Source organism: Synechococcus sp. PCC 7502 (genome assembly GCF_000317085.1).
In the GTDB taxonomy this organism is placed as follows: domain Bacteria; phylum Cyanobacteriota; class Cyanobacteriia; order Pseudanabaenales; family Pseudanabaenaceae; genus PCC-7502.
Genome location: NC_019702.1, coordinates 261,002 through 276,084, shown reverse-complemented (window position 1 = coordinate 276,084; position 15,083 = coordinate 261,002). Strand labels below are relative to the sequence as shown.

The following is a 15,083-nucleotide window of genomic DNA, read 5'->3' as shown; positions in this document are numbered from 1 at the left end:
TTTCTTAATGCGGTCTATTTTCACCACAGTGGGTAGCTGGAAACAAGGAAATTAGGTTTATGCCCAATCATACTCACATTCAGGTTCGTGGTGCGCGTCAGCATAACCTTAAGAATATTGATCTAACCATCCCTAGAGATCAATTAATAGTATTTACGGGGGTGTCGGGGTCAGGAAAATCATCCTTGGCATTTGATACGATTTTTGCCGAGGGACAACGCCGGTATGTGGAATCCTTAAGTGCATATGCGCGCCAGTTTTTAGGACAGGTGGAAAAGCCTGATGTCGATTATATTGAAGGGCTTAGTCCCGCCATTTCCATTGATCAAAAATCCACATCCCATAATCCCCGTTCTACGGTTGGTACGGTTACGGAAATCTATGATTATCTAAGGCTGTTATTTGGTAGAGCAGGAACGCCCCATTGTTATATTTGCGATCGCAATATTTCCCCCCAAACTATCGATCAAATGGTTGATAAGGTGATGGAGCTAGACAATGGCACCAAATTTCAACTATTGGCTCCAGTGATCAGGGGTAAAAAAGGTACCCATCAAAAACTCATAGCGGGACTCGCTGCCGAGGGTTTTGCTAGGGTGAGAATCAATGGTGAGGTGAGAGAACTAGGGGATAATATCGAACTACCAAAAACTAAGAGTCATGACATCGAAATTGTAGTTGATCGCCTTGTCCGCAAGGATGGAATTCAAGAACGCTTAACTGATTCGATCGCTACCTGCTTAAAACGGGCGGAGGGTATTCTTATGGTAGAAGTATTGGGAGAAAATCCCCATATTATCACTTTTTCTGAAAACTTTGCCTGTACGGAGCATGGGGCTGTAATGGATGAATTATCGCCACGGTTATTCTCCTTTAATTCTCCCTATGGAGCTTGTCCTGCTTGTCATGGGCTAGGGCATGTCAAAACTTTTTCGCCCGAATTAATTGTTCCCGATCCGAAGTTACCTGTGTATGCGGCGATCGCTCCTTGGGCAGATAAAAGCCACACCTATTATTTATCATTACTTGCCAGCCTCGGTGAATATGCGGGGTTTGATATTAGTACGCCGTGGGAAAAATTATCGGAATATCAAATTGATATTTTGCTATACGGAACTACAGAAAAAATATTTATTAAAGCAGATTCTCGTTTCTCTAAGGGCGAAGATGGCTACTACAAACGCTATGAAGGCGTGGTGGCAATGCTACAACAGCAATATAACGAAGCTAGTTCGGAAACCTATCAACAAAAACTGGCACAGTACCTGATCGAGTTGTCCTGTGGGGAATGCCATGGTACCCGCTTAAAACCTGAATCCTTGGCTGTAAGGATTGGCGGCTATCGAATTACCGACTTCACTTCCGTGGCACTGGGAATTTGTAAAGACCGCCTAGAAAATTTAGACTTAGATCGGCGCACTGCCCAGATCGCCAATCTGGTTTTAAAGGAAATTAAAGCCCGTCTTCAGTTTTTGTTAGATGTGGGCTTAGATTATTTAACCCTAGATCGCTCTACGACTACCTTATCTGGGGGAGAAGCACAACGGATTCGGTTAGCTACGCAGATCGGTTCGGGTTTAACAGGTGTGTTGTATGTATTAGATGAACCTAGCATTGGCTTACATCAAAGAGATAACGGCAGATTACTAAAAACCCTGCATAAGCTGCGAGACTTAGGTAATACCCTAATAGTTGTGGAGCATGATGAAGAAACCATCCGTGCTGCCGATCATTTAGTCGATATTGGTCCTAAGGCTGGCATTCATGGCGGACAAATAATTGCCCAAGGTACAGTTGAGGATATTGAGAACCATCCCGACTCGATTACTGGTAGCTATTTAGCGCGGCGATCGCAAATTCTCACTCCAAATACCAGACGGGAAGGCAACGGTAAGTTCATTGAAATTTGTAACGCCCATAGTCACAATCTCAAAAACCTCAATGTCAAAATTCCTTTGGGTAAGCTGGTTTGCGTCACGGGAGTATCTGGTTCTGGCAAGTCAACCCTAGTTAATGAAATTCTCCATACTTACCTAGAACATCATTTCAATCGTAAAGTCCCTGTGCCTAAGGGTGTAGATCAAGTGCTGGGCTTAAAGGCATTGGACAAATTTATTGTCATTGATCAATCTCCCATCGGGCGTACCCCTCGTTCCAATCCCGCCACCTATACGGGTACCTTTGACCTAATTCGAGAAACCTTTGCTCTGACAACGGCGGCAAAAACCCGTGGCTATAAGGCGGGGCAGTTCTCTTTTAATGTGAAAGGAGGTCGGTGCGAGGCTTGCGGTGGGCAGGGTGTGAATGTGATCAGTATGAATTTTCTACCCGATGTCTATGTGCAGTGTGATGTCTGCAAAGGCGCACGCTATAACCGAGAAACTCTCCAAGTGAAGTATAAAGAGCAGACGATCGCCGATGTTTTAAATATGACCATCGAAGAAGCAATGCACTTTTTTGAAAATATTCATCAAATTCATACCAAACTGGGAATGCTGGTAGATGTGGGTTTAGGCTATATTCGCCTAGGACAATCGGCACCAACCCTTTCAGGTGGAGAAGCGCAACGGGTCAAACTGGCAACGGAATTATCTAAACGGGCAACAGGTAAAACTCTATACCTAATTGATGAGCCGACCACGGGACTGAGTTTTTATGATGTCCATAAACTTTTGGATGTGGTGCAACGGTTAGTGGATAAAGGGAATAGTGTTTTAGCGATCGAGCATAATTTGGATGTGATTCGCTGCTCTGACTGGATTATTGATTTGGGTCCCGAAGGCGGCGATCGCGGGGGGCAGGTCATTGCTGAAGGTACACCCGAACAAGTAGCTCAAATTCCCCATTCCCATACAGGCAGATACCTAAAGGAAACTTTGACACAATTCTCTATGGCTCAAGCTCCGTAAAAGTTTGGCTCATCAGGTGTAACTAACTCATAACTTAGGTGCAGATATTTCATTTTTTTCTGTTGGTGAAAATCCATGACTGATGTAATTTTATTACTTGATCGCAGTGCCGTACTTTCCAGTGATTCCCATTTTTGGCGTTCAGCGTCTGGGTTAGGCATCTGTATGATTCCCCAAGCAGTCGTGGATGAGATTAATTCCGTTGTGGCTGGATTTGGTTCAGATAAAACCCAAGAGGCGATCGCTTCCGAATTTCTAAGATTTCTAGTTACTAGTAATTGGCAAGTTACGGATATTTCTGCCGTCCATGCCCTATTAAGTCAAAAGCTTAGTAATTCCACCAGTCGTAGTTCTCGTTTAGACTTGGCGATCGCTGAGTGTGCCTACGGACTAGCTTTACAGTCTGCAAGTACAGTAATTCTGGTTACAAATACGGTGACTCTAATTCAGGCTATTAATCAACTGAATCAAGCAAATCTTTCCACCGCTACAGCCCCCACGGTGCGAACATGGATTCAAAACCGCCAAATCCCTACCCAAACAGTAATTAATATCTCCACAACCTCCAGAGCCAAAACAGTTCGGAATGCGAATCTTGCCCGTTTAAATAAATTTATAGTTGGATTAATTAGTTGGATTGTAATAGTGGTAATCGGTTTGGTTGCATGGCGATCGCTCCAGCCTAAGGAATTTAACCAATTTTGGCAAAAAACAGGACTACCGCATCTACCCAAATAATTACTCAGCCAATTAACTATAATTAATACATGAACCTGCACCACCTTGCCGTAGAAGTTCCTCAAGAACGTCTGGATAGTTATTTAGCGCAAAAGCTAGAGGAAATTTCTAGATCGCAGATTCAAAAGCTGATTCAACAGGGTTTCGTCCAAATTAATGAATCTGTCTGCACTGAGAAAAAAACCTTGCTTAAGGTTGGCGATCGCCTAATTTTGGAAGTCCCTGAAGTCCAACCCCTTGACCTACAACCCCAGTCTATACCCTTAGAAATTTTGTATGAAGATGAACATTTATTGGTAATTAATAAGCCCGTAGGTTTAGTAGTTCACCCTGCGCCCGGACATAGTGATCTGACTTTAGTTAATGCTCTGTTGGCACATTGTCCTAATTTATCTGGCATCAATGGCGTACAACGTCCGGGAATCGTGCATCGTTTGGATAAAGATACCAGTGGGGCGATCGTGGTGGCAAAAACTGATCAGGCACATCAAAGTTTACAGGCACAAATTCAGGCAAAAACCGCTAAGCGGGAATATTTAGGGATTGTTAATGGTGCGCCCAAAACTCTCTCTGGTACTGTAAATGCTCCGATTGGTAGACATAAAAGCGATCGTAAAAAAATGGCGGTGGTCGAAAATGGGCGATCGGCAATTACCCACTGGGAAGTACAGGAACGTTTAGGAAATTACTCTTTAGTGAAATTCGATCTGGAAACCGGAAGAACCCATCAAATTCGAGTCCATGCTGCTTATATGGGGCATGCGATCGCAGGCGATCCAATTTACAGTAGGGCGATTAGTCAATTAAAAGGACAGGCTCTCCATGCGTGGCGATTAAGTTTTACCCATCCTATTTCTGGGGAATTAATTGTGGCGATCGCTAACCCTCCAGAGGCTTTTACTAAATTTTTAACGCAACTGCGTAAATTTTCATAGATAATCAAAGTCTTTAAGATTACAAGTTTGAGATTATTAACTGGGGCATTTCCCAAAAATCATGTATTTGCGATCGCTACCAACTCCTATAAAACCCCATCAAGCTATAACTGCCCTTGCCCCCATGCAGGATGTGACCGATTTAGCATTCATGACTATGATCTCTGACTATGGTAGCCCCGATTATTTTTTTACAGAATATTTTCGTGTATATGCCGACTCCCGACCTGAAAGACATATTTTGCGTGCCATCACCGAAAACTCAACAAACCGTCCCATTTTTGCCCAATTGATTGGGGAGAGTATTCCCGATTTAGTGCGTGTTGCTAAAGAATTAGCTCAGTATGCGATCGCTGGCATAGACCTAAATATGGGATGTCCCGCTCCCAGAATCTATCGTAAAAATGTTGGAGGTGGACTCTTGCGTGATCCAGTTAAAGTTGATCAAATTTTAGGAGCATTGCGAGAGTCAGTGAATTTACCATTTACGGTCAAAATGCGAATTGGGTTCGAGAATACCGAAAATTTTCACCATATCCTTAATCTTATTAATCGCCATGACATTAATCTTTTAAGTTTGCATGGTCGTACCGTTAAGGAAATGTACAGAAGTGAGGTGCATTATGATCGCATTGCCGAGGCAGTAAGAATTGTGAAATGTCCCGTTTTGGCAAATGGTAATATTACTTCAGCTTTGAGTGCGGGCAAAGTTTTGGCAGAGACAAGGGCGGCAGGGGTAATGATTGGTCGATCTGCCATTCGTAATCCTTGGATTTTTAGCCAAATTCGCCAATATTTAAATAAGGAACCTGTGCAGGTAATTACCCTTGGGGCAGTGCGTAGCTATATCGATCGCCTGTATGCCAATATTAATCCAAATATTCCTGAGCGATCGCGGGTCAGTGCTTTGAAAAAATATTTAAATTTTATTGGGCAGAGTGTAGATGCCGCAGGTAACTTTCTCTTTGATATGCGCCGTGCTACTCAAGAATCTGAACTTTTTGATATTTGCGATCGCTATCTACTCAATGATCCCGATCAAATATTTGCCCCCGAACCCTATGGGGGACTAATTGCTCGCCCCAGTTGCGAAGGGGAGATAGCATAAAGCCATACTAAGGGATGATCTGTGGATGCTTTTTGCTGATGTGGTGTTTTAACTTTTATGGCGATTACTGCTTTTGCTTTATGCTTGGAATCCCAAGTGGACATTGCTCAGGTTTACGAAATTCCCAATTTAAGCAACCTCTATCTAATTCGGGCTTAGGAATATTCTCGAGAACTGGAGATAGGCGGATCACGAAATTAATATACTTAGTTGTAATGGAGGCTTCGTAAAGTTCTCTAGTTTTTGCTTCAGGATCAGCAATTTCATAGGCAATCCAAGGGGGTGGAGCTTCCCCAAAACGGGTACGAGTGAAGTAGTCTTGTAATGATTCCCTTTCTATATCGGGACTCGGCTTACACCAAGAATCTTCATCCCCAATAATTTGTTCCCAACCTGTTGAGAGATCACCGGGAGCATAACTATAGACTTCTACTTGATATTGACTAGGGGGAACTTCGACATAACACTCTAGAAATTCAGTATCTTCTGTCTCAGCTACACTGGGCATTTCCTCAAATTCATCTTCCGAGCCTAAACTCCCTGAAACAACAAGGTTTCCTGAGGGAATATTGAGGTGCCAGCGCACACGAGCTACCCATTCTTCATGTTCCTGTTGGTTTAAGTCACCAAAAACTACTCGAACTGTATAGCCATCATCTTGATACAAATCCATAGCTAAGTATGCTTTATGCTCAAAGATAAATTGCTTAGCTTTTTCGGGATTGTTCCCCTGAATTAAACTATCCAATTCTTCATAGCTGAGTCCGCCTAAGTCCTTACAGGCAAGCCAGATCAGACAACCCGCTTCCCAAAAACTAAATTCAAGGCGATCTCCTATATTCATAGCACCCAGTCTCCGTTTTCCCAAATTTAAATAAGAATTTAATTAGTTTATGGTGAAGGTTCCTGCGATATTCTTGCCTCAATTAACTTAATTATCGATTCTACTTTTTCAGGGAAAATTACGACGAGGGAGCCGTCAGTTGCCTGATTTAAAGCAGTTTCCAGCGCAGTTACTTCATCCAAAATAATTTCACAGGGAAGATTCGGATTAGCAGAGATTACTCCTTTTTGCATCAAAGCAGCTACGGCATTAGGTTCTCGACCACGGCGATCGCTATCTTCCTTCACAATTACCCGACTAAACATGGTGGCAGCCAGTTGCCCTAGTTCTTCAATGTCGCTATCTCGCCGATCTCCGGGTGCGCCAATGATGCCAATGCGTTCACCTTTCCAAGTATTAATAAAATCAGCGATCGCTCTGTAGCCTGCAGGATTATGAGCATAATCAAGCAATACATGGAATTTACCCAAATTAAATAAATTCATTCTGCCGGGAGTTTGATCCGCCGAAGCTACAAAACTAACCAACCCTGCTTTAATCTCTTCAATTTTTACCCCCTGAGCAAAGGCAGCTAAACTGGCAGCCAAAGCATTTTGGATCATAAAATTGGCTTTTCCTCCCAAGGTAAGCGGCACATTGATCGCCTCTTCAATCCGTAATTTCCAGTCCGCTCGAATAATTGACAGATAGCCATTTTCATACACTGCGCCTAATCCACCCTGCTCCACATGAGCCTTAAATACAGGATTCTCTGGATCGAGACTAAAAAATGCCACCTGAGCTTTCACCTTAGAAGCCATAGCCACAACTAATTCATCTTCAGCATTGAGGACGACATAGCCACTGGGGAAAACCGACGCTGGGACAACGCTTTTTAGGTGTGCCAATTCTTCAATGGTGTTAATATCACCAATCCCTAAGTGATCAGCCTGCACATTTAGAACTACGCCCACATCACAACCATCAAATCCTAATCCAGAACGGAGAATTCCGCCACGGGCTGTCTCTAACACGGCAATCTCGACCGTGGGATCACGCAAAATTACCTGAGCGCTACCAGGACCAGTGGTATCGCCTTTTTCGACCAACCATTCGCCAATGTAAATCCCATCGGTGGTGGTGTAGCCAATAACTTTTTGGGTTTGCTTAAAAATATGAGCAGTTAACCGTGTGGTGGTAGTTTTACCATTAGTACCTGTGATCGAAATAATGGGAATCCGTGCAGGTGATCCCTCTGGGAATAGCATACTAATTACTGGCGCAGCCACATTGCGGGGAGTTCCAACGCTTGGGGCAGTGTGCATTCTAAACCCGGGTGCCGCATTGACTTCGACAATGACGCTATCGGTAACTCGTAGGGGTTTAGATATATCAGAGGTGACGACATCAATCCCAGCTATATCCAAACCAATAATTTTAGCTACGCGCTGTGCCAACCAAATATTTTCGGGATGAATATCATCGGTGCGATCGACGGCAATTCCTCCCGTACTGAGGTTAGCAGTGGCTCGGAGATAACAAATTTTTCCTGCTTCCAAGACAGTTTCTAGGCTGAGTCCTTGACGTTGGAGAATATCTAAACTAGTGCGATCTAAAACTATTTTGGTTAAAACATTGTCATGACCGTCCCCGCGCAGAGGATCACGGTTAGTAATTTCTATCAGTTCAGCGATCGTGGATTTGCCGTCACCATAAATATGGGCGGGAATTCGCTCTGCCACAGCCACGACTTTGCCATTTACGACTAAAACTCGGTGATCTCGCCCTTGGTGAAATCTTTCAATGATTACTTCTTCCGAAACCTGTTGAGCCACTTCAAAGGCATCCTCTGCCGCCAACATCGAGCGAATATCAATCCCAATTCCGCGTCCGTGATTACCATTAAGGGGCTTGATCACTATGGGAAATCCACCCACATTAGCGATCGCTTCTTCTAAATACTTCAAAGATTTAATTACCGTTCCCCTAGGCACAGGAATACCTGAATCTCGCAAAATTCCCTTTGTTGCTTCCTTATCACAGGCAAGTTCTACGCCCAAAATTCCCGTGTAATTACTGAGAGTGGCTTGTAAACGTTTTTGGTGAATACCATAGCCCAACTGAATCATGGCACGGCTATTAATATTCAGCCAAGGAATTCCCCTAGCATTTGCCTCCGCCACAATTGACTCGGTGCTGGGTCCTAACTGTGATTCTAGTTTTAGCTCGGCGAGGTCTCGCAGGTCTTGTTGGAACTCAAATATGGGATATGTTCCAGTATCGATCAGGCTTTGACAGAGACGTACTGCGGCACGGGCAGCATAGCGACCATCCTGCTCAAATTGATACTCAAATACAACTTGATAAACTCCCGACTCTGCCGTAGGACGATTGGCACCAAATTCCACGGGCATTCCTGCTAGTCTTTGCAATTCTAGGGCGACATTTTGCACCACATCAGCCATAGTAGCGTTTTCCATAGACCGCAGGAATACAAATAGTTCGTTACGTCCTAGGTTTGGAAGAAGCTCTACTAGATTATTGTAAAAATTGGGGATTGATTTGGGCGGAGTCTGGAGAGAAGTCTCTAAATCTAACCTGATCACAATCAGTTGGTGGCGTTGAATATGCCATTGATTTGGACCACGCAGGGTTGAGACTTTGAGAATTTTCATAGGAAGGAGGCTCTTTAAGTAACCAGTATTATGGTCTTAGTAAAATTATGAATCATTGTATGGGGTCAAAGTAAACAAGGCAACTGTCTATAGAGATCATCTTAAAAACAGTATTATTAGCTACAAAATGCTCTCTAACATAGACTTGTGAACTGATTTTATAGAATATTTTTTGTATTACAAGTTACACTTTATTGATGGTTTTTCAGAAATTTATGACAACTAGATTGGCAGTAAGTTAGGCAATTAGAATTTAATTAGGATGTATGTATAGTACCCAAGTATTTAGTATCTAATTTTGTTTGTTTTTCCATAACCATAGCCTCAAGGCTAATACGGTATGCCTGCACTTTTGCTAAAAGGGATGGTTCATAGGTTCCCAGAATTTGGATTGCCAGTAGTCCAGCATTTTCGGCATTACCGATCGCTACAGTGGCAACGGGAATTCCCTTAGGCATCTGCACAATAGAGTATAGAGAATCAAGACCATTCAAGTGCTTAGAAACCACAGGAACACCAATTACAGGCAAAGGTGATAGGGCTGCTACCATTCCCGGTAAGTGGGCGGCTCCTCCAGCCCCAGCAATAATTACTTTGATTCCCCGTTCGTGGGCGTGTTTAGCAAAATCAACCATGCGTTCAGGAGTACGGTGGGCAGAAATAATTGCCACTTCATAACCAACGCCAAATTCTTGACAGATGGCGATCGCCCCTTCCATAGTCGGCAGATCGGAATCACTACCCATGATGATGCTAATTTGATTTTTGGTTTCTATACCCATATATATTTCCATACTATTTTTATTTCATACATTATGATGTCGATAAACTAAAAAGGAATCCAACTAATTTTATCAACCCATTCCTCTGCTTCCGAAACTCCCCAAACAAGATTAAGTTCTTCAGCAGCTTTGCTAAGAGTGAGATTTGGGCGTAACCAAAACAACCCCCAAATATGTCCACCTGAAGACCAATGTTCTTCTAAATGTGTAGGCATAGTATTTCGATTATCTGTCACTATTAATCTCTTTGACATCTCTAAGTAGATTAGAATTTCAGGATCAAGTGTTCCTAAAGGTGGCATACTTACCTCGCCAACTCTCATAATGTCAATCTGGGGATTAAGCCTTAATATTGCAGATTTATACTTAGGTGAGAGGTTTTCATCAAGTAAAAATCGTATTTTCATGATGTAGGTAACAATTCCTTCCCTACTTGTGCCTTAAGCGATCGCAATCGAGCAATGACTTCAGTAGGCTCTTTTAGCAGCCACTCTTGATAATCTTGCTCCTGTGACTTTTCTAAACGAAGCATATAGGCATCAATTTGAGACCGATTACCCAAATAAAAAGTAATTACTGCATGGATTTTTTCTAGGTTGAGACTTGGTAGTTCTTCTAAAATATCTTCAGGACTAAAGCCGCTTAAGTAGTATCTAATCACATCTTTAATTCCAATGCGATGACCTTTAATCCGAATATCATCAGGACTTAAAAAGTCAAAATAGTCTTCTAAACGCATAAACTTTACCTTGATATTGAATCTAATTTAATAAAAAATACTGACGAGAATTATCGAAGAGCCACGTTTTGGGTACGGTAAGGCTTGTTATAGAAAATACGACGGCAATGTCTTTGTTTATGGTTATAGTATGTTGCAAAATTACTACTTAGCTAGCATGATCTGCTCTATAATTAAAGTGAATAGGCGATCAGGCAAGAGTTTGCGTAAAAATAATAAGGGAGCAGCTCCACCCACTGGATAGCGTAATCGCCATGAATTATCGGTACTAGCTTCGTATATGGTCTTAGCTACTAACTCCGCAGGATAGCCCGTCTGTCCTAATCTATTCATGTTAGGGGAAACCGTAGCAATAATTGGATCGTAGGCAGTTATATCGGGGTTAGTAATTAGGTCTAGGGAGCGATCGTAAAAATCGGTTTTAATGGGACCTGGTTCAATAATTTTTACCCTAATATTCAGAGGTTTGAGTTCATGTTGCAATGATTCGGAAAAACCTTCCACTGCCCATTTGGTGCTATGGTACAGGCTTAATAGGGGAAACGCTACCCGTCCACCCACAGAAGCTACGTTAACAATAACTCCGCCCTTGTGTTGACGAAAATGGGGAAGCAGAGAGCGGGTCACATCCATTAAACCAAACACATTAGTAGCAAACTGCCTTTTTACTTGCTCAATGGTTGAGGCTTCAAATACTCCCGCTAGTCCATAACCTGCATTATTAACTAATACATCGATTCGACCAAATTCAGCGATCGCTTGCTCCAGAGCCAAGGTAATGGAATTAATATCAGTCACATCTAATTTTAGGCATAGTACCCGATCCAGTTGTGATAGTTCCGTAGCTGTCTCCGGCGATCGCATGGTTGCTACCACATTCCAGCCTCGTTTTTGAAACCATAGTGCCGTTTGTTTGCCAATGCCACTGGAGGCACCAGTTATAAGTACAGTTTTAGACATATTTGTTTTTTCAGATTTTTAAGAATTTTTTAGACTTTGTTCCTGCTTTAACATCTTACGAATGATCTAGTGAATTATCGGGGCGATCACTGTCCAGAGTCTTACTAGGTTTTAATTTGCCAAATTTTATCTATACGTTTTATATCAAACTCAATCAACTCTATCAAATCATACAAGAAATCACTCAAGAGGTTGACAAATTAATAGCTATATCCAAAAACTGAACTAATGAAAACATTACTGCTCTATCCTCAGTTTCCTCAGTCGTTTTGGTCTTATGATCGCACGATTAAGATGGTGGGATTAAAGTCAGTGATTCCACCCTTAGGCATGATTACGGTGGCGGCATTGTTACCAAAGGATTGGGAAATACGGTTTTATGATCGGAATGTGGTTCCAGAAACAGATGCTGATTGGCAATGGTGTGATCTTGTAATTCTATCGGCGATGTTAGTGCAAAAATCAGATTTTCATACCCTGATTCAAAAGGCACTGAGATTGGGTAAAAAGGTGGCAGTGGGTGGGGCATACCCAACATCAGTTCCCCAAGATGCCTTAGATACTGGAGCAGACTATTTAGTTTTAGATGAAGGTGAGGTTACAGTTCCCCTATTTTTAGAGGCGATCGCTGAGGGGAAAGGAAATGGTATCTTTCGGGGCGTGGAAAAACCTGACATGACTAAAAGTCCAATGCCTCGCTTTGATTTGCTGCCGATGGATCAGTATTTCATGATGTCCATTCAGTTCTCACGGGGATGTCCCTTTAACTGTGAATTTTGCGACATTATTTCCCTATACGGACGTAAGCCTCGCACTAAAGAACCGCATCAGACCTTAGGCGAACTGCAAACGCTCTATGATCTAGGCTGGCGCGGATCGGTATTTGTTGTAGATGATAACTTTATTGGCAATCAACGTAATGTCAAACGGTTTTTACGAGCATTAATTCCGTGGATGCGATCGCATAATTATCCATTTACATTTATGACCGAAGCATCGGTAAACCTTGCTGAAGATGATGAATTACTAGATTTAATGGTGGAGGCAGGTTTTTATTCCGTATTTTTGGGCATAGAAACTCCCGATCAAGATAGCCTAGAAGTTACTCAAAAACTGCAAAATATGCGCTATCCCTTGGTAGAGTCCTGTCGCAAGATTAATGATGCAGGATTATTGATTTATGCAGGGTTTATTTTGGGATTTGATGGTGAGAGATCGGGAGCAGGAGATCGGATCCAAGAGTTTGTTAAAGAAACTAATATTCCTCAACCAATGCTGGGGATTTTACAGGCATTACCGAATACGCAACTATGGGAACGGCTCAAACAAGAACACCGTTTAGTGACAGGGATAGGCGTAACTGAAGTTGGAGATCAGAATACCTTAATGAATTTCATTCCTACTCGTCCATTAGCTGAAATTGCAAGGGAGTATGTGGAAGGATTTTGGCGGCTCTATGAACCTAAGAACTATCTGGAAAGGTGCTTATACCAATGCCTGAATATTCGCAGTAGAACTAACCTGCGCCAGACTATGAAGTTACCTTTAAATAAAGGTTTACGCTTAATTATACAGTTAATTTGGCATCAGGGCATACGGCGATCGGAAATTCGTGGGCAGTTTTGGCGACAGCTATGGTTAATTTTGCGTCAAAAACCTCAGTTTCTGAATATGTACTTAGGACTATGTGCGACAGGTGAACACTTTTGGGAATATCGAGAGGTCGCTAGATCACGCATTACTGCCCAACTTGGCTATGACCCGTTACAGATATCCGCACCAAATACGATTCAGGCAAAAATTATGGAACTGGCGGAAACGTAAGTAGCTAAAGATCTCCGCAAGTTAATCTCTAAGCAATCTCTAAGTCATAATTCTTAAGCCTATCCCTATGTCCCAATCAATCGCTATTTCCCAAGCAACTCGCTACCAAAATGCAGCTCTAAATTATTATTTGGGGCTGACAGATTCTCCTTTTCTCCATTATGGCTATTGGGAACCATTACCTAGTGGTACGGAAGAATTAACGATCTCTCGATTACGATCTGCTCAGCAGGCATATACCGATAAGCTTGTGAGTTTTATTCCATCTGGGACAAAAACAATTTTGGATGTGGGCTGTGGCACGGGTGGGAATGCTGGCTATTTACTGAATAAAGGTTTTGATGTGGAAGGGCTGGCACCTGATCCATTCCAGCAGGAGCGGTTTCTCAGCTATACCCAAGGAAAAGCGAAGTTTCATTTATCGACATTGGAAAACTTTAATGGAAATTTTCATTATGATCTAATCCTTTTAAGTGAAAGTAGTCAGTATATATCGGTTCTTGATATTGCTCGTTGTAGCACCAAGTTACTTAATGCGGGAGGGTATCTGTTGATTGCGGATATGATGCGCTCTAATTCTAGCTATCAAGATGGCATATTTTCCAATTGCCATGATGTAAAGGAACTACTTACGGCATTAACCGAATCGGGATTTACCTTAGTCAAATGTGAAGATATTTCTACCCAAGCTGCCCCCACCATTGATCTAGCAGTTGCCAACTTTCAGCGATTTGGACTAAGTACAATCAATTATCTTGCTGACTTAAGTGCGATCGCTGTACCACCAATCCACAAACTTTTACGTTGGGCATATAGGCGGTGGTTGAAAAAGATCGTGACCGAAGGTTTAGATGCTCCAAAAATCTTTGAGCAGAATCTCTGTTATCAAATTCAACTATGGCAAATCAGCAAAAGCTAATCAATGGAATATAACATTTTGTCACCCGACCAAATCCTCGTAATTCAGTTGCATATCTTTGGGAAACTTGATCTTGATCTGGGTTAAGGGAGTTAATGCCAATACCGTTATTGCCTTTCTCTTTGCCTGAAGAGTGAATATACAAGTCTTCGCCCAAATACATCCCCACATGATTTGCTTTCTCGCCAATTCCAAAAAATACTAAATCGCCCCCTTGTAGTTCTGATTTAGATATAGGGGTAGTAAACTCTTGCTGTTGATAGGCATCCCGTGGAATCCAGATTCCTGCTGCATTAAAAGCTGCTTGCATTAATCCTGAGCAGTCAAAGTTAGGAGGTACGGTTCCACCCCATAGGTATTCGTTTTTAACAGTCATGGCAGTTTCAACATAGGCGATCGCTTGGGGGATTTTAGTTATAATTTCTGCTTCTGATAACTCTATTGGCTCATAGGAATACTCTACAGGGCGGAGATGAAACAAATTACGGACAAATCCTGTATATCCATCTTCTAAAAGCTGAACCTGCAGAACCTCTGGTTGCAAAATTTTTAGGTATCTTCCCCCTGCCATTTGCGTTGCTAAGGATGTGAAATTGGGGGAGTCATAGATATTAATATCAATAAAACTTTGATAGATGGGCATTTTTATTAATAATGAATTAATTTATCTC

General features: G+C 42.3%; 13 protein-coding genes. 6 read left to right on the top strand and 7 right to left on the bottom strand.

Features of this window, described 5'->3' with window-relative positions; genetic code table 11:
* The first annotated feature begins 59 nt into the window (after window positions 1-59).
* From uvrA to SYN7502_RS01305, 4 genes are all read left to right on the top strand, one after another.
* Window positions 60-2,909 carry an excinuclease ABC subunit UvrA gene (gene uvrA, locus SYN7502_RS01320; protein WP_015167096.1) on the top strand — a complete coding sequence of 950 codons (2,850 nt, stop codon included), beginning with the start codon at window positions 60-62 and terminating at the stop codon, window positions 2,907-2,909.
* A gap of 75 nt (window positions 2,910-2,984) precedes the next feature.
* A complete protein-coding gene (locus SYN7502_RS01315) occupies window positions 2,985-3,647 on the top strand; it encodes a PIN domain-containing protein (RefSeq protein WP_015167095.1) in 663 nt (220 codons plus the stop codon).
* Between the two features lie 29 nt (window positions 3,648-3,676).
* The gene (locus tag SYN7502_RS01310) at window positions 3,677-4,582 is read left to right on the top strand and encodes an RluA family pseudouridine synthase (protein WP_015167094.1); all 906 of its coding nucleotides are present in this window, start codon (window positions 3,677-3,679) and stop codon (window positions 4,580-4,582) included.
* A gap of 61 nt (window positions 4,583-4,643) precedes the next feature.
* Window positions 4,644-5,690: a tRNA-dihydrouridine synthase family protein gene (locus tag SYN7502_RS01305; RefSeq protein WP_015167093.1), complete on the top strand. Its 1,047-nt coding sequence runs from the start codon at window positions 4,644-4,646 to the stop codon at window positions 5,688-5,690.
* A gap of 64 nt (window positions 5,691-5,754) precedes the next feature.
* Here the strand turns inward: SYN7502_RS01305 and SYN7502_RS01300 are convergent, their stop codons facing one another.
* From SYN7502_RS01300 to SYN7502_RS01275, 6 genes are all read right to left on the bottom strand, one after another.
* Window positions 5,755-6,534 (bottom strand): hypothetical protein, encoded by a 780-nt coding sequence (locus SYN7502_RS01300; RefSeq protein ID WP_015167092.1) that lies wholly within the window; start codon window positions 6,532-6,534, stop codon window positions 5,755-5,757.
* A gap of 47 nt (window positions 6,535-6,581) precedes the next feature.
* On the bottom strand, window positions 6,582-9,188 hold the full coding sequence (gene cphA / locus SYN7502_RS01295) for a cyanophycin synthetase (RefSeq protein ID WP_015167091.1): 2,607 nt from the start codon (window positions 9,186-9,188) through the stop codon (window positions 6,582-6,584).
* A 257-nt stretch (window positions 9,189-9,445) separates the two neighbouring features.
* The gene (gene purE, locus SYN7502_RS01290; RefSeq protein WP_015167090.1) at window positions 9,446-9,970 is read right to left on the bottom strand and encodes a 5-(carboxyamino)imidazole ribonucleotide mutase; all 525 of its coding nucleotides are present in this window, start codon (window positions 9,968-9,970) and stop codon (window positions 9,446-9,448) included.
* Window positions 9,971-10,017: 47 nt separating this feature from the next.
* Window positions 10,018-10,377, bottom strand: coding sequence for a DUF5615 family PIN-like protein (locus tag SYN7502_RS01285; protein ID WP_015167089.1), 360 nt, complete (start codon window positions 10,375-10,377; stop codon window positions 10,018-10,020).
* Window positions 10,374-10,709, bottom strand: a complete 336-nt coding sequence (locus SYN7502_RS01280) for a DUF433 domain-containing protein (protein ID WP_015167088.1) — start codon at window positions 10,707-10,709, stop codon at window positions 10,374-10,376. The genes SYN7502_RS01285 and SYN7502_RS01280 overlap by 4 nt, the downstream gene beginning before the upstream one ends.
* A 144-nt stretch (window positions 10,710-10,853) precedes the next feature.
* Window positions 10,854-11,669 (bottom strand): SDR family oxidoreductase, encoded by an 816-nt coding sequence (locus SYN7502_RS01275; RefSeq protein WP_015167087.1) that lies wholly within the window; start codon window positions 11,667-11,669, stop codon window positions 10,854-10,856.
* A gap of 228 nt (window positions 11,670-11,897) precedes the next feature.
* Here SYN7502_RS01275 and SYN7502_RS01270 point away from each other — a divergent pair, with 228 nt between their 5' ends.
* Entirely contained in the window at window positions 11,898-13,493 is a 1,596-nt protein-coding gene (locus SYN7502_RS01270; protein WP_015167086.1) for a B12-binding domain-containing radical SAM protein, read from the top strand.
* Between the two features lie 67 nt (window positions 13,494-13,560).
* Window positions 13,561-14,412 (top strand): class I SAM-dependent methyltransferase, encoded by an 852-nt coding sequence (locus SYN7502_RS01265; RefSeq protein ID WP_015167085.1) that lies wholly within the window; start codon window positions 13,561-13,563, stop codon window positions 14,410-14,412.
* On the opposite strand, the gene SYN7502_RS01260 is transcribed toward SYN7502_RS01265, so the two are convergent.
* Window positions 14,399-15,055 carry a C40 family peptidase gene (locus SYN7502_RS01260; protein WP_015167084.1) on the bottom strand — a complete coding sequence of 219 codons (657 nt, stop codon included), beginning with the start codon at window positions 15,053-15,055 and terminating at the stop codon, window positions 14,399-14,401. The two genes, SYN7502_RS01265 and SYN7502_RS01260, sit on opposite strands and share 14 nt — an antisense overlap.
* Window positions 15,056-15,083: the final 28 nt, after the last annotated feature.